The organism is Frankia alni ACN14a (assembly GCF_000058485.1).
Classification (GTDB): domain Bacteria; phylum Actinomycetota; class Actinomycetes; order Frankiales; family Frankiaceae; genus Frankia; species Frankia alni.
Genome location: NC_008278.1, coordinates 1895584 through 1919036, shown reverse-complemented (window position 1 = coordinate 1919036; position 23453 = coordinate 1895584). Strand labels below are relative to the sequence as shown.

General features: G+C 73.0%; 16 protein-coding genes. 7 read left to right on the top strand and 9 right to left on the bottom strand.

Translation table 11 applies throughout. From position 1 onward, the window contains the following. Positions 1-46 precede the first annotated feature (46 nt). The gene (locus FRAAL_RS07685; RefSeq protein WP_011602966.1) at positions 47-292 is read left to right on the top strand and encodes a hypothetical protein; all 246 of its coding nucleotides are present in this window, start codon (positions 47-49) and stop codon (positions 290-292) included. A 108-nt stretch (positions 293-400) separates the two neighbouring features. Here the strand turns inward: FRAAL_RS07685 and FRAAL_RS07680 are convergent, their stop codons facing one another. Continuing rightward, the gene (locus FRAAL_RS07680; RefSeq protein WP_011602965.1) at positions 401-937 is read right to left on the bottom strand and encodes a glutathione peroxidase; all 537 of its coding nucleotides are present in this window, start codon (positions 935-937) and stop codon (positions 401-403) included. Positions 938-1159: 222 nt separating this feature from the next. On the opposite strand from FRAAL_RS07680, the gene FRAAL_RS07675 reads away from it, so the two are divergent. Next, positions 1160-1342, top strand: coding sequence for a Trm112 family protein (locus FRAAL_RS07675; RefSeq protein WP_009739962.1), 183 nt, complete (start codon positions 1160-1162; stop codon positions 1340-1342). Positions 1343-1429: 87 nt separating this feature from the next. Here FRAAL_RS07675 and rpsA read toward each other — a convergent pair whose 3' ends face one another. From rpsA to FRAAL_RS07660, 3 genes are all read right to left on the bottom strand, one after another. Continuing rightward, entirely contained in the window at positions 1430-2911 is a 1482-nt protein-coding gene (rpsA, locus tag FRAAL_RS07670) for a 30S ribosomal protein S1 (protein WP_041938992.1), read from the bottom strand. 524 nt (positions 2912-3435) lie between these two features. Next, positions 3436-5325 carry an acyltransferase gene (locus FRAAL_RS07665; protein ID WP_011602962.1) on the bottom strand — a complete coding sequence of 630 codons (1890 nt, stop codon included), beginning with the start codon at positions 5323-5325 and terminating at the stop codon, positions 3436-3438. A gap of 114 nt (positions 5326-5439) precedes the next feature. Next, positions 5440-6777 (bottom strand): ArnT family glycosyltransferase, encoded by a 1338-nt coding sequence (locus FRAAL_RS07660; protein ID WP_011602961.1) that lies wholly within the window; start codon positions 6775-6777, stop codon positions 5440-5442. An 828-nt stretch (positions 6778-7605) separates the two neighbouring features. Here FRAAL_RS07660 and FRAAL_RS07650 point away from each other — a divergent pair. The 5 genes from FRAAL_RS07650 to FRAAL_RS07630 all read left to right on the top strand — a co-directional run bounded on the left by FRAAL_RS07650 (position 7606) and on the right by FRAAL_RS07630 (position 18817). Continuing rightward, the gene (locus FRAAL_RS07650; RefSeq protein WP_308204184.1) at positions 7606-9663 is read left to right on the top strand and encodes a DUF459 domain-containing protein; all 2058 of its coding nucleotides are present in this window, start codon (positions 7606-7608) and stop codon (positions 9661-9663) included. A gap of 63 nt (positions 9664-9726) precedes the next feature. After that, positions 9727-10728, top strand: coding sequence for a GDP-mannose 4,6-dehydratase (locus FRAAL_RS07645; RefSeq protein ID WP_041938989.1), 1002 nt, complete (start codon positions 9727-9729; stop codon positions 10726-10728). Positions 10729-10849: 121 nt separating this feature from the next. Next, entirely contained in the window at positions 10850-12568 is a 1719-nt protein-coding gene (locus FRAAL_RS07640) for a polysaccharide biosynthesis protein (protein WP_231861561.1), read from the top strand. After that, a complete protein-coding gene (locus FRAAL_RS07635; protein WP_011602956.1) occupies positions 12565-13929 on the top strand; it encodes a glycosyltransferase family 4 protein in 1365 nt (454 codons plus the stop codon). Before FRAAL_RS07640 ends, FRAAL_RS07635 begins: the two co-directional genes overlap by 4 nt. Positions 13930-13954: 25 nt before the next feature. Then, positions 13955-18817 (top strand): alpha-(1->3)-arabinofuranosyltransferase domain-containing protein, encoded by a 4863-nt coding sequence (locus FRAAL_RS07630; protein WP_011602955.1) that lies wholly within the window; start codon positions 13955-13957, stop codon positions 18815-18817. A 74-nt stretch (positions 18818-18891) separates the two neighbouring features. Here the strand turns inward: FRAAL_RS07630 and FRAAL_RS07625 are convergent, their stop codons facing one another. The 5 genes from FRAAL_RS07625 to FRAAL_RS07605 form a co-directional block, all read right to left on the bottom strand. After that, entirely contained in the window at positions 18892-19341 is a 450-nt protein-coding gene (locus tag FRAAL_RS07625) for a DUF3037 domain-containing protein (protein WP_011602954.1), read from the bottom strand. After that, entirely contained in the window at positions 19334-20245 is a 912-nt protein-coding gene (locus FRAAL_RS07620) for a HipA family kinase (RefSeq protein WP_041938988.1), read from the bottom strand. Before FRAAL_RS07620 ends, FRAAL_RS07625 begins: the two co-directional genes overlap by 8 nt. 37 nt (positions 20246-20282) lie before the next feature. Next, positions 20283-21047, bottom strand: a complete 765-nt coding sequence (locus FRAAL_RS07615; protein ID WP_011602952.1) for a hypothetical protein — start codon at positions 21045-21047, stop codon at positions 20283-20285. A gap of 71 nt (positions 21048-21118) precedes the next feature. Continuing rightward, the gene (locus FRAAL_RS07610) at positions 21119-21793 is read right to left on the bottom strand and encodes a Crp/Fnr family transcriptional regulator (protein ID WP_011602951.1); all 675 of its coding nucleotides are present in this window, start codon (positions 21791-21793) and stop codon (positions 21119-21121) included. Positions 21794-22176: 383 nt separating this feature from the next. Further along, positions 22177-23145, bottom strand: coding sequence for a pirin family protein (locus FRAAL_RS07605; protein WP_011602949.1), 969 nt, complete (start codon positions 23143-23145; stop codon positions 22177-22179). Between the last annotated feature and the right edge of the window lie 308 nt (positions 23146-23453).

The following is a 23453-nucleotide window of genomic DNA, read 5'->3' as shown; positions in this document are numbered from 1 at the left end:
CCCGCGGCCCGACCTGCGCACGAACTCGAAGGAATGGAAGGCCGCCATGAGTGACACCGACCCCGCCCGCCTGGACGAGATCGCATTCCACCTGCTCACCGCGCAGCGGGCCAGCCGGGGCATCCGCCGGCTGGCCAACGCCGCCGTCGAGATCGGCGAACCGGTCGACGCGGCGGGCGTCAGCGCGGTCCTCGCCGAGTTCCGCGCGGCCTACCGCGAGGTGCACGCGATCCTCGCCAGCGGCAACACCGAGGACATCGTGTACCTCGCGGCCCAGCTCGATCGCACCTGACCGGCACCGGCCCGCCGGGCCTCCCCGGGCGAAAGCGTGGCACGCGCAGAGGCGCCCCGGACGACCGCTCACCGGCCGGACACGCCGGTGAGCGGGGCCCCCGAGACGCTACGCCAGCACGGCGTCGAGGTCCTTGCGGATCTCCTCGGGGGTGACCGTCGGCTCGTAGCGGCGCACGACGTTACCCTCGCCGTCGACGAGGAACTTGGTGAAGTTCCACTTGACCTCGTCGGTGCCGATCGCCTCGGGCCGGGTCTTCGAGACGTGCTCGTAGAGGAAGCCGGACTCGGGCCCGAAGTCCCCGGGCGCCTCGGCGCGCAGGTACTTGAACAGCGGCGCGGCGCCGTCGCCGTTCACCTCGACCTTGCTCAGCACCGGGAAGGTGACGTTGTAGTTGGTCGAGCAGAAGTTCTGGATCTCCTCGTCGGTGCCCGGCTCCTGGCCACCGAACTGGTTGCACGGGAAGCCGAGGATCTCCAGGCCGCGGCCGTGCAGCTCCTGGTAGATCGACTCGAGCCCCTCGTACTGCGGCGTCAGGCCGCACTTGCTGGCAACATTGACGATCAGAAGCGTCTGGCCGGCGTAGTCGCCCAGCGAGCGGCTGCTGCCGTCGGGGGTGTCGACGGTGAAATCGTGGACAGTCATGGTGAACCTGACTCTCGTGACGGGTGATCGGCGATCCTCACGGCCGATGGTTCGGCCGCTGAACAATCCTGACGCTACTCCGCCCGATGGCATTATGTCACCATGCCGGGTGCATAATCGTGCGCCGTTTCGGCGGGAGCGGCCGTCTGGGATGCTCAGGGGGTCCGACGGCAGCGACCGACGGCAGCGACCGACGGCCACGAACGAACAGGAACGCCCCACATGAGCATCGAACCCGACCTGCTGAAGATCCTTGCCTGCCCGGTCGACAAGGGGCCGCTGGAGCTGGTCGACGGCTGGCTGGTCAACCCGCGGCTCGGCCACCGGTACGAGATCCGCGACGAGGTCCCGATCCTGCTGCGGCCGGACCACGTCGACCCCGCGGTGGCCCGCGCCCAGCGCTGACCGCCCCTTCTCCTGCGGACAGAACACGACAGCGGGGCCCGAGGAAGATTCCCTCGGGCCCCGCTGTCACGTACGCGGCTGGGTCGTCTACTCCCGGCCGAACTGCTCCCGCAGGCGACGCAGCGCTTCCTCGTCGATAGCCGACGCGGGCTGGTCGGACTGGGAGGAGGTGTAGGAGGAGGGTGCGGCCGCCGCAGCGTCCGCCTCCTGCGCGGCCCGGATCTGGACCTGGTGCGCCTCGAAGCGGGCCTGGGCCTCGGCGTACTGCCGCTCCCACTCCGCCTGCTGCTCCTCGTAGCCTTCCAGCCACTCCCCGGTCTCCGGGTCGAAGCCCTCGGGGTAGACGTAGTTGCCCTGCTCGTCGTACTTGGCTTCCATGCCGTACTGGCTCGGGTCGAACGCCTCGCCGTCGACGGCCAGCCCCGACGCCTCGTTCGCCTGCTTGAGCGACAGGCTGATCCGGCGCCGGTCGAGGTCGATGTCGATCACCTTGACGAGGATCTCGTCACCGACGTTGACGACCTGCTCCGGAATCTCCACGTGCCGCTCGGCGAGCTCGGAGATGTGGACCAGACCCTCAATGCCCTCGTCCACGCGGACGAACGCACCGAACGGCACCAGCTTCGTGACCCGGCCGGGCACGACCTGGCCGATCGCGTGCGTACGGGCGAACTGACGCCACGGGTCTTCCTGCGTCGCCTTCAGCGACAGCGAGACCCGCTCGCGGTCCAGGTCGACGTCGAGAACCTCGACGGTGACCTCCTGGCCGACCTCGACCACCTCGGACGGGTGATCGATGTGCTTCCAGGACAGCTCCGAGACGTGCACCAGCCCGTCGACGCCACCCAGGTCCACGAAGGCACCGAAGTTGACGATCGAGCTGACGACGCCCTTGCGGATCTGACCCTTGGCCAGCTGGGCGAGGAACTCGGAGCGGACCTCACTCTGGGTCTGCTCCAGCCATGCCCGCCGCGAGAGCACAACGTTGTTACGGTTCTTGTCGAGCTCGATGATCTTCGCTTCGAGCTCGCGCCCCACGTAGGGCTGCAGGTCGCGGACTCGGCGCATCTCCACGAGGGAAGCCGGCAGGAAGCCACGGAGGCCGATGTCGAGGATGAGACCACCCTTGACAACCTCGATGACGGTGCCGGTGACGACGCCGTCCTCGTCCTTCAGCTTCTCGATCGTGCCCCAGGCGCGCTCGTACTGGGCGCGCTTCTTGGACAGGATCAGGCGGCCTTCTTTGTCCTCCTTCTGGAGGACAAGGGCCTCGACGTGGTCGCCGACACTCACGACCTCGTGCGGGTCGACATCGTGCTTGATCGACAGCTCTCGGGACGGGATCACGCCCTCGGTCTTGTAACCGATGTCGAGCAGGACCTCGTCGCGATCAACCTTGACGATGATGCCGTCGACGATGTCCCCATCGTTGAAGAACTTGATCGTCTTGTCGACTGCCGCAAGGAAGTCTTCGGCCGAGCCGATGTCGTTGACCGCTACCTGTGGTGTGGTCGGGCTGTGCGCGGTGGTCACGGTCTCCACGGGTCGTACGTCGGTGGTGCTCGTCAAGGGGTCGGCTCCGACTAGGGGTGGTCGTCCGCGCGAGGGCCGGATCGAACCGCCGGGACCGAGGGACAGAGACAACGCCAGAAAACGAAGAAACTGTCAGAACCGATAGCGACGCTCGAGTGGATCCGCTCGGTCTGAGACCCACGGACCCTCGTGCACAGACCCAAGTCTAGGGATGGGTGTCCGGAGTGGTCAACGGGAGCCGGCGCACGGACGCTCCCGAGCCGGGACTGCGGTCACGCTACGCAGACACAAGCCGGCAATATGTAGCTATCTGCTGCCGCCCCGCCACGCTCGCGGACGACGGCCGCGGCCAGCCCGTCCGCCGTCCGCGCGGCGAGCCGATCTCCGCCGCACCCACTCCCCCGGACGGGCGCACACAGCACGGCAGGATCAAAGGAAAAATCATCGCAAAATCGGCACATGGGGCGATCTGGCAACGAGGTCATGCGGAGGCGGAAAGTTCGCGGTGCCCTCCCCGGACGCGGGGCGCCGGGACGGCGGATGCGAGGTCGGGTGACTGGTCAGGCCCGGCCGGCCGGGCCGCGCTCGGCGCCGCCCGACCCCGGGCGCCCGCCGGGGCCGATCCACTCCGGCTCGTCCGGGCCGGAGTGGATCGGCCGGTCGGGATCGGGCCGTGCCGTCTGGTCGGCACCGGGCCGCCCGGGCCGGTCGGCGATGGGCCGCACCAGCCGGTCGGAACCGGGCCGCACCGGCCGGTCCGGGTCGTGCCGTGCCGGCGAGTCGGGACCGGACCGGACCGGGTCGGTCCGGGCCAGGTCGGGCCGGGCCGGGCGGTCCGTACGGGACGCGACGCCGGGCTGTCCACGCCAGGCCCGCGGCACCCAGCCATCCGCGGTCTCCCGCGCGTCGGCCTCCGCCGCGCCCACCCCCGCCGGCCGCTGTCGCCCGCCAGGGCGGCCGGACGACCCGGTCGTCAGTGGCACTGTCGGGCTATCCCCGGGCACGCCGGCGACCGCGACCGCCGTCCGGGCCCCCGGCACCACCGCCGGGAACCCACCGGTCGGGCCCTGCGGGTGCGCAACGCCGCCGGGCGCGGTGCCCACGCCCGGAGCCACCCGCCCGCGGCGGCGCGCCACCCAGGCGTCCGCGCGCCGGGCCCAGCCGTGGGACAGCCGGATGCAGGGCCGCTCGACGAGGTGGTGCGTCGCGGTCGCGACGGCCACCGTCAGCACGACGACGACCCCCAGGAACGGCCCGTAGGGAATCTTCCACAGTCGCCAGCCGCTGTGTTCCAGCACGAGGTCGATGACGGTGGAGTGCCACAGGTAGATGCCGTACGAGATCGCCCCGAGGAACGCCAGCGGCCGGCTGGCCAGCAACGGCCGCACCGCACCGCGGTCCTGGCGCCCGAAGACGGCCGGCAGCAGCAGGAAGAACCCGAACAGCCCGTACAGCAGGTGCCGGTTCAGGTCCTGCGCCCGGTCCGGATCGAAGATCGGCACCAGCGGCAGGCCGGCGTGCCGGCTCGCCACCCAGTAGATCACCGCCGCCACGGCCCAGCAGGCCGTTCCCGAGCCGGGCAGGCTCGCCCAGCGGGGCTGACGGCCGAGCTGGGCGTACCGAGCGGAGACCACCGCGAGCGCCATCCCCATGGCGAACAGGTCCCACCAGACGGGCAGCCAGGCGTTCCAGCCGGACATCCAGGCCGCCGTGCTCGGGATGACGAGGAAATGGACGACCTTCGCGGCCAGGAAGGTCACCGCCAGCGCGGTCAGTTCCACCCGGACCTGGGCCGCGGGCGAGCGGCGACGCCGGCCGAGCAGCCAGGCGTAGACGGGCACGGCGAGGTAGAACGCGACCTCGATATCGAGCGTCCAGGCCTGGGTGAGGCCCTGGATGGCCCAGTGATCCTGGTAGCCCTGCAGAAAGAACGCGGTCTGGAAGATCCCGGCGAGCCCGTGCACGCCCACCCGGTCGTCGCTGACGACGTTGAGGGTGACGGCGAGCGCCACCCAGTAGAGGGGGACGATCCGCAGGAACCGCCGCACCAGGTAACCCGGCGCGGTGGCGGCGGGAACGTCCGCGAGCCGGGCCGCGACGAACGGGCGGTAGAGCAGGAATCCCGAGATCAGGAAGAACACCGCGACCCCGGCCTCACCACGCGCGGTGTAGGGACCGAGCCCGCTGCTGGTGGTGAACCCCGCCGGGAACGATGTGTGCACCACGACGACGAGCAGCGCGGCGATCGCGCGCAGACCGTCGAAACCCGGAAAGACGACCTTGGGCGGGCGGGTGCCGGGAGGACGGCGCGGATCGGGGATGGCGGCCGAACCGGCCGAACCGGCCGAGCCGGCGGAACCGGCCGAACCGGCGGAACCGGCCGAACCGGCCGAACCGGCGGCGGACACGACGGTGACGACGACCGGAAGGGGGCGGACGGGGTCGGTCACCGCGTGTCTGCCACGAGATACGCAATGTCCGGCACGCTGGAAAACGTACCAGCACGGCGGATTATGGAGCTAGCACACCCCGAACATATCGGCCTTTTCCACCCGCTGGCGTAGTCAGGTCGGGTAACCCTGGTCGGTTTCGGATCGCATCGGCCGCCCGCCCGCGATCCGCCTGACCCGGGAACGCGCCGGCCCGGCGAGCCGGCCGGCGGCGGCCGTGATCGCGACCGCCGCGAGCAGCACCACCGCGGGCTCCGCGGCGGCCCGGAAGCGGGTGGTGCCGTAGACCACCACCGTCGCCAGGCTCAGCGTCACGGGCACCGCGAGCAGGGGCAGCAGCGGGGTTCGGCGGCGGCGCAGCACGACCACCCCGCCGACCGCGGCCACCTCCAGCACCCACAGCGTCACCATCCCGAGCCGGCTCAGGCTCAGCGGCCGCAGCTCGATCGTGTCGAGGCGGACCTGCTGCCACGGGTGGTAGACGCCCCAGGTGCGGCCGAGGCGGGCGGCGGCCACCGTGGGCAGCCGGTCGGAGTGATCGCGGATGTAGTCGAAGGCGGCGTGGCGGTAGAAGGCGTCGCGCTCGGAACGTTCCACGGGCGGTGGCGGGAGCGCCAGCACGCAGTCGAACGACCACCAACCCAGGTCGCGCCCGGAGTACGTCGCCGGGCAGTGGGTGACGGCCAGGGTGGAGCCGAGGCCGGTGGACAGGTACTCCGGCTCGTGGAACCGCGCCAGGTTGTAGGCGGCCCAGGGCGCGATGCCGGCGACGCTCGTCACGGCCGCCACGGCCAGCAGTGCGGCGCGGCGACGCCAGGCGACGCCGGGGGCCGTCGCGACGAGCGGCACGACGAGCACCAGGGCCAGCAGCGCCAGTTCGGCCCGCGCTAGCATCACCGCCGCCAGCGCCAGCCCGAGCCAGCCGGCCTCGGCGAACCCTCGACGGTCGACGAAGCGGTAGGCGGCCAGGATGATCCAGGCGCAGGTGAGAATGCCCGTCGTCTCGGACATCACCAGCGGGTCGTTGAGCCACATGCCGGGGTAGACCGCCGCAATCCCGCCGGCCACCAGGCCGGTGGCGGGGCCGGCCACCCGGCGCCCGGCGAGGGCGACCAGCACGATCGCGCCGACCCCCAGCAGGCAGGAGAAGAGCTGGTGGGACAGGAAGCTGGTGAAGCCCAGCACCGACGGGACGGCCAGCAGGAGGCTGGTCAGCGGGGGGTGCTGGGCGTCGGCGACGTAGCGCCCGGACAGACGCAGCTCGTACGGGTCGGGCCAGCCGCGGCCGTCGGCGAAGAGGTTCGCCGCCTCGTGGTAGTAGAACGGATCACCCTGGACCGCCGCCGGATGCAGCCAGTGAAACAGGTAGAACAGCCGGATCCCGAGGCCGATCAGGCAGATCGCCGCCAGCCCGAGGTACCAGCGTCGCGGTCGCCCGAGCCGGGCACGCACCGGTTCTTCGCCGGGTTCAGCCGCCACCGCCGACACGACCTGCGCCGCGGGCCCGACCTCCACCGCGGACGCGGGGGCCCCGCCGGGCGCGGGAGCCGGTTCGGGGACGCCCGGCGACACCGGCGCCGACCCCACCGTCCGTGGCTGCCCCGCCGTGGTCTCAGACACGCGCGGAAGGTACCAACCTGCTGGTTCGGGGCAGACAACGCGTCCGGCATCAAGGCCGCAAACATACCGCGCGTGCACGGCGTGACGCAGTTGCGATTAGCCTTGCCGCTCGGACGTCCTGATGCGATCGGGTTCGGCGAGCCGCGGTGGCGGACCCGGTGCGGAGCCGGCCGAGTCCGCACGGCAGCCGCCGCCCGGTTCCACGGCCCGATGGCGCCCCGGCGACGACGAGGAGGGACCAGGCTGACCAGCAACGACGCCGACACCGTCCCGCTGGCGTCCGGGGATCGACAGCGGCGGTCGTCCGCCGAGCAGCAGGCCGACACGACCCCGATCGGCACCCGTCTGGGCGGGCCGCGTAGCCCGGCCGGGGGCCCACAGCCCCGACGCTCGACAACGGAGCGTGAGGGGCACTTTGGTGACGGTCGGGGCGGTGCCGACCGCAGGCTGCGGGATCAGGCTCCCCGCCGCCACGAGCGGACCGCGACCGAGCGCCGGCCCGAGCCGCCCGCCCCTCGCCCCGAGCCCCGGACCCAGCGGGCCGAGCACCGTGTCCGCCGCGACGAGGCACATGTCCGCCGCGACGAGGCCCGCGTCCGTCGGGATGAGGCCCGCGTTCCCGTTCCGACGCCCCAGCGGCCGGCGGCCGGTCGCGACCCGGTGCGGCCGCCGACCCGGCCCGAGGACGACCTCGACGCCACCGGCCCGGTGCTCGCCCCGCTGGGGCACCTGCCGGCCCTCGACGGGCTGCGCGCGTTTGCGGTCATGGCCGTCATCGCCTACCACGCCGGCATCTCGTGGATGCCCGGCGGTCTGCTCGGGGTGGACACCTTCTTCGTGCTCTCGGGCTTTCTGATCACCGGGTTGCTCATCACCGAGTACCGCAACACCCGGCGCATCGACCTGCGCAGCTTCTGGGTCCGCCGGTCCCGCCGGCTGATGCCGGCGCTGCTGGTCCTGTTGATCGGGGTGGCGGCGTACGCACGGTGGATCGCCTCCCCCGGCGACGTCGGCACGCTGCGCCTGGACGCCCTGTCCACGCTGCTGTACGTGGCGAACTGGCGCTTCGCCCTGTCCGACCAGAGCTACTTCAACCACTTCTCGGCGCCGTCGCCGCTGCTGCACACCTGGTCGCTGTCGGTCGAGGAGCAGTTCTACGTCCTGTGGCCGCTGGTCGTGTTCCTGCTCATGCGGCACAGCGCCCGCACGGTGGACCGCTGGCGCCGCCAGCGCCAGAAGGCCCAGTCCCTCGCGCTGACGGTGGCCGTGCTCGGCGCGGAGGCGTCGGCGCTGGTCGGCCTCGCCCTGCTCCTGCTCGGCACTGATCCGTCCCGGATCTACTATGGCACCGACAGCCGTGCCCAGGCGCTGCTGGTCGGCGCCGCGCTCGCGGTGTGGCGGGGGCAGCGGACGCGACCGATCTCGGCCCGGGCCCGGTCGGTCATGTCGGTCGTCGGCTGCCTGGCGGGCGTGGCGATGATCGTCATCTGGACCACGGTGAGCGGCGAGAACCGCGCGCTCTACGCCGGCGGGTTCCTCGGGGTCGCCGTCGTCGTGATGCTGCTCGTCGCCTCGCTCGTCGAGGCGCCCGAGGGGCCGGTGTCGAAGGTGCTCGCCCTGGCCCCGCTGACGTTCATCGGACGGATCTCCTACGGCCTGTACCTGTGGCACTGGCCGGTGTTCCTCACCCTGACGGCCACCCGGACCGGCACCGACGGCGTGGTCCTGCTGCTGCTGCGGCTCGGCGTCACGCTGGCGATCACGCTCGCGTCGTTCCACCTCGTGGAGGACCCGATCCGCCGCCGCCGGATCCGGCTGCCGAACCCGCGGCTCACCGTGCCCGCCGCCTTCGGCGGGGTCCTGGCGGTCATCCTGGTGGCCACGGCGGGCACGTCGGCGTCCGTGCGCACCCCCGCTCAGCTGGAGGCGCTGGCCAAGCGGGCGGCCGCCTCCCCGCAGCCGGCCGTGACCGTGCGCCCCGGCACCGGCGCACCGATCAAGGTGCTGCTCGGCGGCGACTCGGTGGCGCTCACGCTGGGCTTCAGCGACTTCTCCACGATGGCCGCCGCCAAGGGCATCGAGATCCACGACTTCTCCAAGCTCGGCTGCGGGGTCGCCCGCGGCATGGAGCGGCGCGTCCTCGGTGAGGCCGGACCGACCACCGACGGCTGCGACCAGTGGCCGCAGCGCTTCGCCCAGCGCGTCGACGAGGTCGATCCGGCGCTGGCGCTGCTGCTCGTCGGCCGCTGGGAGGTCACCGACCAGTTGCGCGACGGCCGTTGGACGCACATCGGCGACCCGGCGTTCGACGCCTACCTCGGCCGCGAGCTGGATCTCGCGATCACCACGCTCGGCGCCAAAGGCGCGAAAGTGGCGCTCCTCACCACCCCGATCTTCAAGCCGACCGAGGCCCCGGACGGCAGCATCTACCCGGAGACGAAGGCCACGCGGGTCGAGCGCTTCAACGTGCTCCTGCGCGAGGCCGCGGCCCGCCACCCCGGCACGAGCGTGATCGACATTACCTCCGTTCTCACGCCGGGCAACAAGTACGTCGACGAGCTGGACGGCGTCCGGCTGCGTGACGACGACGGGGTGCACATCTCGAATGGCGGCGCCCGACGGATCGGGGCCGCGATCATTCCTCAGCTTCTTCGGATCGCCCAGGGGTCGGCGGCCGACGCCGCGGCCCCGCAGACCGTGGGAGCGGGACCCGGCTGACCGGCCCGGTTTACCTGACGCTAACCTTCCGCCCAGTACCGGGTGGTCAACAGGAGGATCGACGTGCCGCGTGCGCTGATTACCGGGATTACCGGTCAGGACGGGTTGTATCTGGGTGAGTTGTTGACCGCGAAGGGTTATGAGGTGTTCGGGTTGATTCGGGGGCAGTCCAACCCGAAGGTGGCGGTGGTGGAGCGGTTGGTGCCGGGTGTGGTGTTGTTGGAGGGTGATCTGACGGATCTTCCGTCGTTGATCGGTGCGGTGGAGATCTCGCAGCCGGACGAGGTGTACAACCTGGGGGCGATCTCGTTCGTCGGGCTGTCGTGGAAGCAGGCGGAGCTGACGGGGGAGACGACGGGGATGGGGGTGTTGCGGGTGTTGGAGGCGTTGCGGATCGCGGGTGGTAACGACATGTCGCGGGTGCGGTTCTATCAGGCGTCGTCGTCGGAGATGTTCGGGAAGGTGCGGGAGACGCCGCAGCGGGAGACGACGCCGTTTCATCCGCGGTCGCCGTATGGGGTGGCGAAGACGTTCGGGCATTATTTGACGGTGAATTATCGGGAGTCGTACGGGGCGTTTGCGTGTTCGGGGTTGTTGTTCAATCACGAGTCGCCGCGGCGGGGGATCGAGTTCGTGACGCGGAAGATCACGCGGGCGGTGGCGCGGATTTCGTTGGGGTTGCAGGACTCGTTGACGTTGGGGAATCTTGAGTCGCGGCGGGACTGGGGTTTTGCGGGGGATTATGTGGAGGCGATGTGGCGGATGTTGCAGCAGGAGACGCCGGATGACTATGTGGTGGCGACGGGGGTGACGCACAGTATTCGGGAGTTGTTGGATGCGGCGTTCGGGCGGGTGGGGATCGGGGACTGGTCGGGGTTGGTGAAGCAGGATCCGCGGTTTTTCCGGCCGGCGGAGGTGGATGTGCTGGTGGGGGATCCGTCGAAGGCGCGGGAGGTGTTGGGGTGGACCCCGCGGGTGGGGTTCGAGGAGCTGATCGCGATGATGGTCGACGCCGACCTGGCCCTTGAGGCGGAGTCAACAGGCAAGGCGTTGACGATCAGGTGAACGCCCTTCCCCGGACGAAACGCGCGGCCGGCCGCCCCGCCGCGGGTGAACCGGCCACGCACGGGCATTCCCCGGCGCGCGCCGGGGATGACGCCTGCGTGTGTCGTCGGGGAGGACGCTGATGAACCGCAACGCCGTCCCGCCGGGGGACCTCTCGCCCACTGTCCGGCGCGCGGCGGCGCACCGACCGAGACCCGGGCCGGCCGCCTCGGATCCCGCCTCGACCGGCCCGATGGCGGTGCGGCCGGCGCTGAACCGCCCGGCGACCACCGGGCCGCTCCCCACCGGCTCCGGGTCCGCCGCCGTCGGCTCGAGCACCACCGGACCCATCGCGGTGAGCCCGCTCACCGCCGGGCCGCTGGCGACAGGGCCGCTGGCGACAGGGGCGATGGCGACAGGGGCGATGGCGACAGGGGCGATGGCGGCGACAGGGGCGATGGTCGCCGGACCTGTTCCCGCCGACGCCGCGCCGGCGCAGCGCGCCGGTGAGGCCGCGGACGGCTGGACGCTGCGCAAGCGGCTGCGGCAGACCCGCGGCACCCGGCTGCGCGGTGCGCTGCGCGGCGCCGTCCCCCTGGCCCTCGCCGGCCTGCTCGCCAACGCCGCGAACATGGGCGTGACCCTGATCATCGCCCGCGCGATGAGCACCCGGTCCTACGGCGCGGTGGCCCAGCTCATCGCGATCTTCTTCGTCGTGTCGATGCCGGGCAGCGCGCTGCTCGTCGGGGTGGTCCGGCGGGTCACCACCTGGCAGCACAGCGGCCGGCTGCACCTCATGGCCGACTGGGTGAACCGGGTCCGCCGGGTGGGCGTCGCGACCGTGCTGGTCGTCGCGGTGCTCGCGATCATCGGGCGGGGGTACGTGGCGCGCGAACTGTCGCTGCCCGGCCCCGGCGGCGTCGCAGAGATCATCACGGCGGGGGCCGCGTGGTGCCTGCTGTGCGTCGACCGGGGCTTGCTCCAGTGCGCCCGGCAGTACTCGGCGCTGGCCACGAACCTGCTCGTCGACGCCGCGGTGAAGACCGTGTTCACGATCGGCCTGGTGCTCGTCGGCCTCGACGAGTCCGGCGCGGCGATCGGCGTCCTGCTCGGTGTGCTCGCGGCCCTCGCCCACGTGCGGTGGACTCTCTACCGAAGCCCGGAAACCATGGGCCGCGGCGCGCAGCCGTCCCCCGCCGCGCCCTCGGCTCCGCCCGTCCTGGCCGCACCCGCCTCGGTGGCTGTCAAGGCGCCGACCCGGCTGGCGGTGGAGGTCGGCGCCGCGCTGGTCGCGCTGGCGCTGCTCGGGCTGCTGCAGAACGTCGACGTGCTGCTGCAGGGCCGGCTCGCCCCGGACCTCTCGGGCTCCTACGCGGCCGTCTCCGTCGCCAGCAAGGTGATCGTGCTGGCCGCGGTGGTGCTGGCCGGATTCCTGCTCCCGGAGGCGGCGGACCGCCGGCATCTCGGGCAGCATGCTCTGCATCAACTCGGCGCGACGATCGCGATACTCCTCGTGCCGGCGATGGGGTTGCTCTCCGCCGCTCTCATCGCACCGGAGAAACTGCTTTCCCTGGCCTTCGGCCCCCGTTTCACCGACGCCTCCGGCGCGCTCCTCCCCCTGGCCGCAGCGATGACCTGTCTCGGAGCTACCGTGCTGTTCACCCATTACCTGCTCGCTCTCGGAGAGCGAGGCGTCCTGCTGGCCCTGGGCCTCGCCGCCGCGGCGGCCGTCCCCCTGCTGCTGTGGGCTGACGGTTCACCGACGGCGACCGCCCGGGCCGATCTCGCCTGCCAGGCGGCGTTGGCCGTCGTCACCGGCCTGTCGGTGCTTGCCGCGGCCCGTCGGACGGCCCGGGCATGACCGCGCCGAGCAACGGCCGTGGCCCCGGCCCCGGCCCCGGCCCCGGCGCGACGATCCCGCCGACGCCCGCGGGCCTGATCCTGCCCCAGGCCGGCGCCGGCACCGCGGTGCCGCCGGGAATCCTGGCCCCGCAGCTCGGCGCGCCGGGCATCGAGGACGTCCCCCGGCCCCCCTCGCTCGCCGAGCTCGTCGAGACCTCCGGCCTGCGCCGCGTGCACGTGCTGGCCTGGCGCGACCTCGACGACCCCGAGTCCGGCGGCTCGGAGCTGCACGCCGACAAGGTCGCCGAGCGCTGGGCGCAGGCGGGCATCGACGTGAGCCTGCGCACCGCCTTCGCCCCCGGCCATCCGGAGTCGGTCCGCCGCCACGGCTACGCGGTGGTGCGCAAGGCGGGGCGCTACTCGGTCTTCCCGCGCACCGCCCTGTCCGGCGCGCTGGGCCGCACCGGCCCGTGGGACGGCCTGGTGGAGATCTGGAACGGCATGCCGTTCTTCTCCCCCGTCTGGGCCCGCTGCCCGCGCGTGGTGTTCCTGCACCACGTGCACGCCGAGATGTGGCGGATGGTGCTCTCGCCGAAGCTGGCGAAGGTCGGCGAGACGGTGGAGTTCAAGGTCGCCCCGCCGTTCTACCGGCGCACCCGGATCCTGACGCTGTCCCAGTCGTCCCGGCACGAGATCATCGAGCTGCTCGGCCTGCCGCCGCGCAACATCTCCGTCGTGCCGCCGGGGATCGACCCGGCGTTCACCCCGGCCGGCGAGCGGTCCCCGCATCCCCTCGTCGTCGCCGTCGGCCGGCTGGTGCCGGTCAAGCGCTTCGACGTCCTCATCGACGGCCTGCTACGGGCCCACGACGAACACCCGACGATGGAGGCGGTGATCGTCGGCGAGGGCTACGAGCGGCCGGAGCTGGAGAAGAAGATCCGGGCCGCCGGGGCGGGCGCGTGGCTGCGCCTCGTCGGGCGCGTCGACGACGACGAGCTGCTCTCGCTCTACCGGCGCGCCTGGGTGCTCACCTCGGCGTCCGCCCGCGAGGGCTGGGGAATGACGATCACCGAGGCGGCGGCCTGCGGAACGCCGTCGGTGGCCACCCGCATCGCCGGGCACACCGACGCGGTCGTCGACGGTGAGACCGGCGTGTTGGTGGAGGACCCGGCCGATCTGGGCAAGACACTGGCCGGCGTGCTCTCCGACGACGACCTGCGGGCCCGGCTGTCCGCCGGTGCCCTCGCCCACGCCGCGACGTTCACCTGGGCGGAGACGGCCCGTGCCACGTTCGCCGCGCTCGTGCGGGAGGCGGCCCGCCAGCGCGGGTCCGCCTCGCCCGCGGCCCGCGCCGCGAACGTGATCGGCCAGCGCCGGTGACCCTGGCGACCACCCCGGTGATCCGGTGACCCTGACCACGTCACCGTCCGGTGCCGACGGGGGTCGCCCCCAGTCGCCGGGCGGCCCCGCCGAGACCCCGTCCCCGCGCACCGCGGACCCGCGCACCGCGGACCCGGCGACCCCGGCCGGGCGACGCCCGGACCCGCGGACCGGTGGCCGGCCGGGCCCGGCCGGTCGGGCCGAGGCGGCGGTGCCGCGCGGCCGCCGGCTGCTGCCGTCCTGGCCCACGCTGGTACTGGCCGCCGTGGCCTACCTGCCGTTGCTGGCCACCGCGCCCGGCAGGATCGGCGCGGACACGAAGGCGTACCTCTACCTCGATCCGGGCCGGATGCTGCGCCGGGCGGTCTCCATGTGGGACCCCGCGATCGGCATGGGCACGGTCACCCACCAGAACATCGGCTACCTGTACCCGCAGGGGCTGTTCTACTGGCTGCTGGACACCGCGGGCCTGCCCGACTGGGTGGCGCAGCGGCTGTGGACGGGCTCGATCCTGTTCGGCGCGGGCACCGGTGTGCTCTTCCTGCTGCGCTCGTTCCGCTGGCCGGACCGGTTCGCGTTCGTGGCCGCCGCCGGCTACATGCTCTCGCCCTACATCCTGGAGTACGAGGCGCGGATCTCGGCGATCCTGCTGCCCTACGCCGGGCTGGGCTGGCTGATCGGCATCACCGTGCGTGGCCTGCGGGAGGCCGAGCCGGGCCGCGCCGGCTGGCGGCCGGCGGGCTGGCGCTTCCCCGCCGCGTTCGCGCTGGTCGTCACCACGATCGGCAGCATCAACGCCTCCAGCCTCATCTTCATCCTGTTCGCGCCGTTGCTGTGGGTGCCGTTCGCCGTGTGGGGCACGCGGGAGGTCCGCCTCGGCGCCGCCACCGGCATGTGCACCCGGGCGGTGCTGGCCGTCGTCGTCACCTCGGCGTGGTGGATCGCCGGGCTGTACACACAGGCGGGCTACGGGCTGAACGTGCTCGCCTTCACCGAGACGATCGAGACGGTCGCCAGCAGCTCGCAGGCGTCCGAGGTGCTGCGGGGCCTGGGCAACTGGTTCTTCTACGGTCAGGACGCGCTCGGCCCGTGGATCGGGCCGGCCACCCACTACACGCACGACCTGTGGCTGATCGTCGTCAGCTTCGCGCTGCCGATCCTCGCGCTCGCGGCGGCCTCGGCGATCCGCTGGGGGCACCGCGGCTACTTCGTCGCGCTCATCCTGCTGGGCACCACGATCGCCGTCGGCGTCTACCCCTACGACGATCCCTCCCCCTGGGGTCGGTTGTTCAAGGACTTCGCGGAGGGGTCGACGGCCGGACTCGCGCTGCGCTCGCTGCCGCGCGCGGTCCCGATGGTCGCCCTCGGCCTGTCGGTGCTGCTCGCCGGCGGCCTGGCCGCCCTGGAGGAGCGGTACGCGGCACGCGCGGCGGCCGGGTCCGGTCCGGGCGGCGGCCGCGGGCGCGGCGCGCGCGCCACCACCGCCGGCGGTGGCGCGCGGGGCTGGCGGCCGGGGGTTCCCCAGCTCGCGATGGGACTGGTGCTGGTCCTCATCGCCGCGGACATGTCCCCGCTGTTCCGCGGCGAGTTCGTCGAGCCGCTGCTGAAGCGGCCCGAGCAGGTGCCCGCGTACGAGACGCAGGTCGCCAAAGCGCTCGACGCCGGCGACGACGGCTCGCGGGTGCTGGAGCTGCCCGGCGCGGACTTCTCGCACTACCGCTGGGGCAGCACCCTCGACCCGGTCACCGAGGGCCTGATGGACCGGCCGCTGGTCCTGCGGGAGCTGATCCCGTACGGCGAGGCCGGCACCGTCGACCTGGTCCGTTCGCTGGACCGGCGGATGCAGGAGGGCGTGCTGGAGACCTCCGCCGTGCCGGACCTGGCGCGGCTGATGGGCGTCGGCGACGTGATGCTGCGCAGCAACCTCGCCTACGAGCGTTACCGCACTCCGCGACCCCGCTCGACGTGGGACCTGTTCACCTCCACCCGGCCGGCCGGGCTCGGCGCGCCGCAGACCTACGGACCGCCGGTGGCCGAGGATCCGGGGATCCCCTTCACCGACGAGATCACGCTCGGCACGAAGGCCTCGGTGCCCGATCCCCCGGCGCTGGCCGTCTTCGGCGTGTCGAACACCCAGCCGATCGTGCGCACCGCCACCACCGCCCGGCCGCTGCTGGTCAGCGGCAACGGCGAGGCGCTCGTCGACGCGGCCGCCTCCGGGCTGCTCGCCGAGCCTGTCGCGTCCGGGCGGGCGATTCTTTACGCCCCCGAGCTGGCCGGCAAGCCGGGCGAGCTCGCCCAGGCCCTCGACGACGGCGCCGACCTGCTCGTCAGCGACACCAACCGGCTGCGGGCCGAGCGCTGGACGGGGGTCCGGGAGAACTTCGGCTACGTCGAGCAGCCCGGCGTCGCCCCCCTGGTGAAGGACCCGAACGACAACCGGCTGCCGCTGTTCGAGAACGAGACGACCGCCGACGAGACGACGGCGGCCCTGCACGCCCCCGGCACCCCGGCGAAGATCGCCGCGGTGACGGCGTCGGCCTACGGCAACTCCTTCGCCTACGGCCCATGGGACCGGCCGGTGCGCGGCATCGACGGCGACATCAACACCGCCTGGCGGGTCGGCGCCTTCACCGACCCGACCGGTGAGGCGTGGCAGACGACGCTGGCCGCGCCGACGACGACCGACCACGTCCGGCTCACCCAGCCGCTGTCCGGGCCCCGCAACCGGTACATCACCCGGGCGACGCTGACCTTCGACGGCGGCTCCCCCGTCACCGTCGACCTCACCCCGTCGTCGCGCACCCAGGTCGGCCAGGTCGTCAGCTTCCCGACCCGCACGTTCCGCACCCTGCACATCCGGGTCGACGCGACGAACTACGGCCGCCAGCGCACCTATGACAACGTCTCCGCCGTCGGCTTCGCCGAGGTCGAGATCCCCGGTGCCGACGGCAGGGCGCTGACCGCCGACGAGGTGCTGCGGATGCCGAGCGACAGCCTCGACGCCGCCGGGGCCTCCTCCCTCGGCCACCGCCTGGCCCTGCAGATGTCGCGGGACCGGGCCAACCCGGCCGAGCCGTTCAAGCAGGACACCGAGGAGATCATCAGTCGGTCGTTCGCCCTGCCGACGGCGCGGACGTTCGCGCTGACCGGCACGGCGCGGATCTCCGCGTACGCCGCCGACGACCACATCGACCGCCTGCTCGGCCGGCCGGCGAACCTGCCCGTCGTGTCCTCGTCCGGCCGTCTGCCCGGTTCGCTCGCGGCCCGGTCGTCGAGCGCCTTCGACGGCGACGTCACCACCGCGTGGAGCCCCGGCATCGGTGACCCCGAGGGCGGCTGGCTCCAGGTCGCCTCGCCGACCCCGATCACCGCCTCCTCGGTCACGATGTCGCTCGTCGCCGACGGCCGGCACTCGGTGCCGACCCGGATCGGGCTGGTGGTCGACGGCCGGGTCGTCGGCTCGGTGCCGGTGCCGCCGGTCACCGACACCGCCCAGCGTGGCGGCACCCGACAGGTGACCCTGACCTTCCCTGCCGTCACCGGCAGCACCTGGCGGTTCGTCGTCGACGACGCGCGGACGGTCAAGAGCATCGACCCGATCAGCCGGTCGCCCCTGTCGATGCCGGTGGGCATCGCCGAAATCGGGCTGCCGGGCCTGGCCAGCGGAGCCACCGAGGCCCCGAGCGCGGGCCAGGGCGCCACCGGCCTGCTCCCGGCGCAGCTTGCGGGGACCTGCCGGGACGATCTGCTGAGCATCGACGGCCACCCGGTCGGCGTGCGCATCGACGGTTCCACCTCCGACGCGGTGAACCGCCTCGGCCTGCGGGTGTCCACCTGCGGCGGGGCACTCACCCTCGGCCCCGGAGAGCACGTGATCAAGACCGGGGACGGCGCCAAGCTGGGCGTGGACATCGACCGCCTCCTGCTCGCCTCCGACGCCGGCGGCGGCCCCTGGCTGGGCGCCGGCGACGCCGGCACCCCCGCCGCAAGCACCACCGCCGCTACTGGCACCCCCGACGCTGGCACTGCCACTGCTGGCACGGCGGCCGGCACCTCGACCGCGGGGTCGGCACCGCGGATCACCGTCCAGTCCTCGGACGCCACGTCGTTCACCGCGCAGGTCACGGGGGCCCAGCCGGGGACGCCGTTCTGGCTGGTGCTCGGCGAGAGCCTGTCGCGGGGCTGGAAGGCGACGGTGAACGGCGCCGACGCGGGCCAGCCGCGGCTGGTCGACGGCTACGCCAACGGCTGGCGCATCAACCCGACGGCCGCGGCGTTCACCGTCACCCTGACCTGGGCGCCGCAGCAGATCGTCCGCTATTCCCTGGTGCTGTCCGCGGTGACGGTCGTGTTCTTCCTGGCCCTGCTGCTGCTCACCACCCGCCGCACGCGGCGGCGGCGCGCGGCGGCGGGCGCGGCCGGGCCCGGAGCGGTTGCGGACCTGCCGACGGTCGACCCCTGGTCGATCCGTCCGGCGCGGATCGACGGGCGGACGACGGCGTACGCGGCGGTGGGGGCCGGGCTGCTCGCCACGGTCCTCGTCTCGGTGGCCGCCGGGATCGTCGTCGCCCTGGCCACCGTGATCGCGCTGCTCGCCCCGCGGGGCAGGTGGTTGACCCGGATCGGCCCGGCGGCCTGCCTGGCGGTCAGCGCCCTGTACGTGCTGGAGGTGCAGGCCCGCCATTCGCTGCCGACGAACGGCGACTGGGTGGAGGCGTTCGGCCGGGTCGCGACGGTGTCGTGGCTCACGGTGCTGCTGCTGGCCACGGACCAGCTCGTCGCGGTGCTCCAGGGGCGTCGCCGGTCCGCGTCCGAGCCGTCCGAGCCGTCCGGGCCGCCGCTCGCCGGGCCGAGCGGGACGGAGCCGACCGCCGACACCCGCTGAGGCAGGCGCTACCTGTCGGGACGACCATTACCCGCCGTCGCGGAGTCGCCGCCGGTCAAGGGGGCACCGCCCGATCAAGGGGCGCGGCCTGTCGAGGGACGCGGCCGGTCAGGAGTCGTGGTGTCGGGGGCCGACGGGGGGCCCGGGGGGTCGACCAGGAGGGAAGCAAGGCGGTCCAGCTCGGCAGCCGGGTCTGCAGTCAGGCCGGTGTGGACGGGCGAGGTCTGCACGACGGTGCTGCGCGGCGCGGTCAGCCAACGGAACCGCTCGCCGGCGGTGAGCCGCCCGGCCGGGCCGGCCTGCTCGCCGCCGCAGCAGACGGCGTGAAACGCGGCCAGATGGGCGACGACGACGGCCGGGTCGAGGTAGGGGTCGAGGACGCCCAGGCGCCCCTCGTCGAGCCGGCAGCGCAGATCCAGGTAGCGGGAGCGCTGGCAGTACAGCATCACGCCGACGTTGACGAACTCGCCCCGCTCCACCCGCGGGACGATCCGGATCACCGCGTACTCGAACAGCTCACGCATCGCGGCTCTCCGTCGGCGCCGTCCCGCCGGTCCGCAGCCAGTCCCCGGCCCGCAGCCAGTCCGGCCGCCCCGTCGCGTCGCGTCGGCGGCTCGCGACCATGGCGGCCGCCACTCGGGCGCCCGGCGCCACCTCGGTGGCCGGGCGTGCCTGCGCCAGCGCCGCGGTGACCGCGTCACGCGTGGTCGTCCGGGCCTCCAGCCGCGCCAGCAGCCAGTGGACGTAGTCGGCGCGCGGGACATCCAACCAGGCGTCGGGCACCCGATCGAGAACCGCGGTCAGCAGCTGCGCGTCGATCCGCGGGGCCAGCGCGGCGTCGGCGGCGGTGAACGTCGCGGGATGCGCGGCCACCGCCGGCAGGAGCACGTGGTCGGCGATGCCGGGCAGGACCCGGCCGGCCGCCGAGGCCGCGCTCGCCCAGTCGTGATGGGGGTACAGGGCGGCACCGTGGTCGATGAGCCAGAGCCGCCCGCCCCAGACCAGCAGGTTCGGGTTGCGCCAGGACCTGTCGACGTTGAGCGTCAGGGCGTCGAGCCAGAGCACCTGGGCGGCGGTCTCGGGGGCGACGTCGAAAGCCAGCGGATCGTAGGTGATGGACCCGGGCAGGTAGTCCATGCCGAGGTTGAGCCCGGCGCTGGCCCGCAGCAGATCCTGGACCTCCTGGTCCGGCTCGGTGCGGCCGAGCTCGGGGTCGACGTCGATGCCGACGAGCTCGGGCACCGCCAGCCCGAGCTCGCGGGCGAGCTCGCCGACGATCACCTCGGCGACCAGCGCCTTCGGTCCCTGCCCGGCGCCGCTGAACTTGACGACCCACGTGCCGAGGTCGTCGCCCTCCATCAGGCCGGGCAGGCTCCCACCCTCCCGCAGCGGCGTCGCATAACGCACCGCCGTGACGTGTCGCAACATCCCGCCAGTCTGCCCGAGCCGGCACGGCCCCGAGGGCTCAGCGGGCGCGGACCGGCCAGGCCTCGGCGGGCGCCGCGATGACGGCGGACAGCGGGGGTCCCGCCGTCCGCCGGGGCTGTTCCGGGCGGCGGGCGACGGCCTGGCCCCGCGAGGCCGCCGCGGCGGCCGGGTCCCGGGGGGCCGTCGCGGCGGCGGGCCGGGCGGTCGCCCCGGTGAGGACGGGCGTGAGCAACCAGGCATCGGCGTCGGGCCCCGACCCCAGCCGCACCTGCTCCGACCGAAAGTCGCGGCCGCGTAACCCCGGATAGTCGTGCTCGACCACGTCGTCAAAGAGATCGCCGGACACCGCCAGGGCAAGATCGACACTCGGATGGCACCGCAACTCGGCTCGTAACGCGGCGCAGTCGCGCAGCGCGGCGACCTTCACCACCGCCCGCCCGATAAAGCCCGAACCGTCGAGGAAGGTGATTCCCTGGTGCAGCGCCACCCGCAGGCGAACCCGCTCCGTCCGCGGCACGCCGCCGTTCAACCGGACGAGGGCGGAACGCAGCGTGGTGACGAATTCCGCGACGAAACACCCCTCGTCGATTCCGGGCGGCAGGAAGGCGATTTCCCCGCCTCCCACCGCGGGCGGGTTCCAGTGCGCCCGGTCCAGAGCGTCGACACGGCCGAGTTCCTCGATGACGGCGCCGAGATCCCGCCGCCACCGCCGCGGCCGTACCACGCCGGGTATCTCGCCGGCATCCCCGTCGATCTCCATCGCGACACACAACCGCCGGATACCCGGTGGCCTTTCACTCACGCTGAACCTCCGCGGGTCGGAGCCGGGGGAGTTTCAGTGTCACCGGCAACGAGGACGGCCGCCCCGTATTCTCACGGGTTTGCGGCGAGCCGCAGCGCGTCGAGATCCTGGATCACCACGGCCCGGTAGCCGGTGGCGAGGACGCCGCGCTGGCGTAGGTCCCGGAGCACCTTGTGGACCGTCGGCTCGGCAGCGCCCACGAGGGCGGCGAGCTCCGGCTGGGTGAGCGAGACCCCGACGGATCGGCGCCCGTCCGGCGACGAGCCGCCGTAGGCCCGTTCCAGCTCCAGGATCACCCGCGCCACCCGTACCGCGACCGAGCAGCCACCGAACTCGACCCGCCGCCGGGTCGCCGAGCGCAGTTTCGCCGCGATCGTGCTGCTCAGCACCTGGTGCACGTCGGGCTGGCGGCGCAGGAACGCGACGAAGGCGTCCGCCCGCACGACCTTCGCGAGCACGGCACCGGCCGCGGTCACGGTCGCGACCCGCGGTTCGGAGTCGAGCCCGGCGAGCTCACCGACGAGGTCGCCCCCGTGCCGGATCGCGAGCAGGGCGAACCCGCCGTTCTCGGTGGCGGCGGTGACCTTCACCCAGCCGTTGAGCAACAGGACGACGAAGTTCGTGCGGTCGCCCTCGTGCATGACGATCTCTTCGCTCGCGTATTCACGATACGTACCGAGCCGCAGGATCTCCGCGCGACTTTCCGCTGCCATCCGACCGAGGACGCTCGCCGCCGGCCATTCCATCCGGCGCGGCCGCGGATCCCGGTCGGGCCCGCCTCCCGTCGGTTCAGGCTCCTGCCACACGACGCCCCCTCGCCCATGCCAGCACGGCCGGCCAGCGACGGTATGGACGCCACGCGCATCCACGTAGGCGCGCGGGCCGCCGGCATCAAGCCCCGGCGGCCGTTTGCGGGCATTTCGTCACCGGACGTCCGATCCCGTCATCCGGATGCTGATCCAGCATACCGAGACAATTGCCCGAACGAGTCATTCCGGGAACGCGACGATGCAGATCGTCCGAATCGCGCAGAGACGGTCCGGCCCGGATCACACCACCGGACTGGATCACGCCACCGGCCAGGACCGCGAGCGACCCGCACCACGAGCGACCCGGACCGCGACCGATCTCAGCCGCGGTGCGGCATGAGGGCGTTGGCCGGGATGACGCCGAGCTTGCCGGCCTGGAAGTCCTCGACGGCCTGGATCAGTTCCGCCCGGGTGTTCATGACGAACGGCCCGTACGCCTCGACGTGCTCGCGGATCGGACGCCCGCCCAGGAGCAGGACCTCCAGCCCCGGCGTCGCCGCGTCCTGGCGCGCGTCGGCCGCCACCGTCACCAGGTCCCCGGCGCCGAGGACGGCGAGCTGCCCGGCCTCGATCGGCCGCCCCGCCGGGCCGACCGTGCCGCGGCCACCGAGGACGTAGGCGAGCGCGTTGAACTCCGGGTTCCAGGGGACGTGCACCCGCGCCCCGGGACTCACCGTCGCGTGGACGACGGAGATCGGCGTGTGCGTCGAACCCGGGCCCCGGTGCTCGCCCACCTCGCCCGCGATGACGCGCAGCAGCGCGCCGCCGTCCGGCGAGGCGACCAGTTCCACCTGCCCGGCCTCGAGGTTCTGGTAGCGCGGCGGGGTGAACTTGTCCCGGGCCGGGAGGTTGACCCACAGCTGGATGCCGTGGAACAGGCCGCCGCGCACGACCAACTCCTCCGGCGGCGTCTCGATGTGCAGAATGCCCGCGCCGGCGGTCATCCACTGCGTCGCACCGTCCGTGATGAGGCCGCCGCCGCCGTGGGAGTCCTGGTGCTGGAAGGTGCCGTCGATCATGTAGGTGACGGTCTCGAAGCCGCGGTGCGGATGCCACGGAGTGCCCTTGGGCTCGCCGGGTCCGTAGTCCACCGCGCCCATCTCGTCCATGTGGATGAACGGATCGAGGTCGGTGAGCCGGACGCCGGCGAAGGCGCGCAGGACCGGGAACCCCTCGCCCTCGAAGCCGCTGGGCGCGGTCGTGATCGTGCGCACCGGGCGGTCGACGGCGCCGAGCGCGGGCTCGGCCAGCCGGGGCAGCCGGACGGTGTCGGCGGTGACGGCGGGCATGTCGTCCTCCTGGCTGTGCTAGCGGCCGCCCGGCGGGCCGGCCCTGGCGGGCCCGTCCCAGCGTCCTAGACAGTTGTACATGCAACTACCTGACCCCACAACCACGCCCCCGCCGCAATCCTTCCCGCCCCCGACATCCTCGCCCGACCCGCGCCCCTCACCCGACCCACCCCGTAGCGGCGCGCCCTCCCGCTTATCCAGAGGGATATATCGGTCACAGCACCCTCCGGATAAGCAGGGGTGCTCGCGGGCGGCGGCGGGCGGCGGGCGGCGGGCGGCCGCAGATGTTCGCTCTGGGCGAGCAACGT

Coding starts and splice junctions, on each gene's coding strand:
- FRAAL_RS07685 (WP_011602966.1), top strand. CDS start 47: ATGAGTGACACCGACCCCGCCCGCCTGGACGAGATCGCATTCCACCTG.
- FRAAL_RS07680 (WP_011602965.1), bottom strand. CDS start 937: ATGACTGTCCACGATTTCACCGTCGACACCCCCGACGGCAGCAGCCGC.
- FRAAL_RS07675 (WP_009739962.1), top strand. CDS start 1,160: ATGAGCATCGAACCCGACCTGCTGAAGATCCTTGCCTGCCCGGTCGAC.
- FRAAL_RS07640 (WP_231861561.1), top strand. CDS start 10,850: ATGAACCGCAACGCCGTCCCGCCGGGGGACCTCTCGCCCACTGTCCGG.
- FRAAL_RS07635 (WP_011602956.1), top strand. CDS start 12,565: ATGACCGCGCCGAGCAACGGCCGTGGCCCCGGCCCCGGCCCCGGCCCC.
- FRAAL_RS07625 (WP_011602954.1), bottom strand. CDS start 19,341: ATGCGTGAGCTGTTCGAGTACGCGGTGATCCGGATCGTCCCGCGGGTG.
- FRAAL_RS07620 (WP_041938988.1), bottom strand. CDS start 20,245: ATGTTGCGACACGTCACGGCGGTGCGTTATGCGACGCCGCTGCGGGAG.
- FRAAL_RS07610 (WP_011602951.1), bottom strand. CDS start 21,793: ATGGAATGGCCGGCGGCGAGCGTCCTCGGTCGGATGGCAGCGGAAAGT.
- FRAAL_RS07605 (WP_011602949.1), bottom strand. CDS start 23,145: ATGCCCGCCGTCACCGCCGACACCGTCCGGCTGCCCCGGCTGGCCGAG.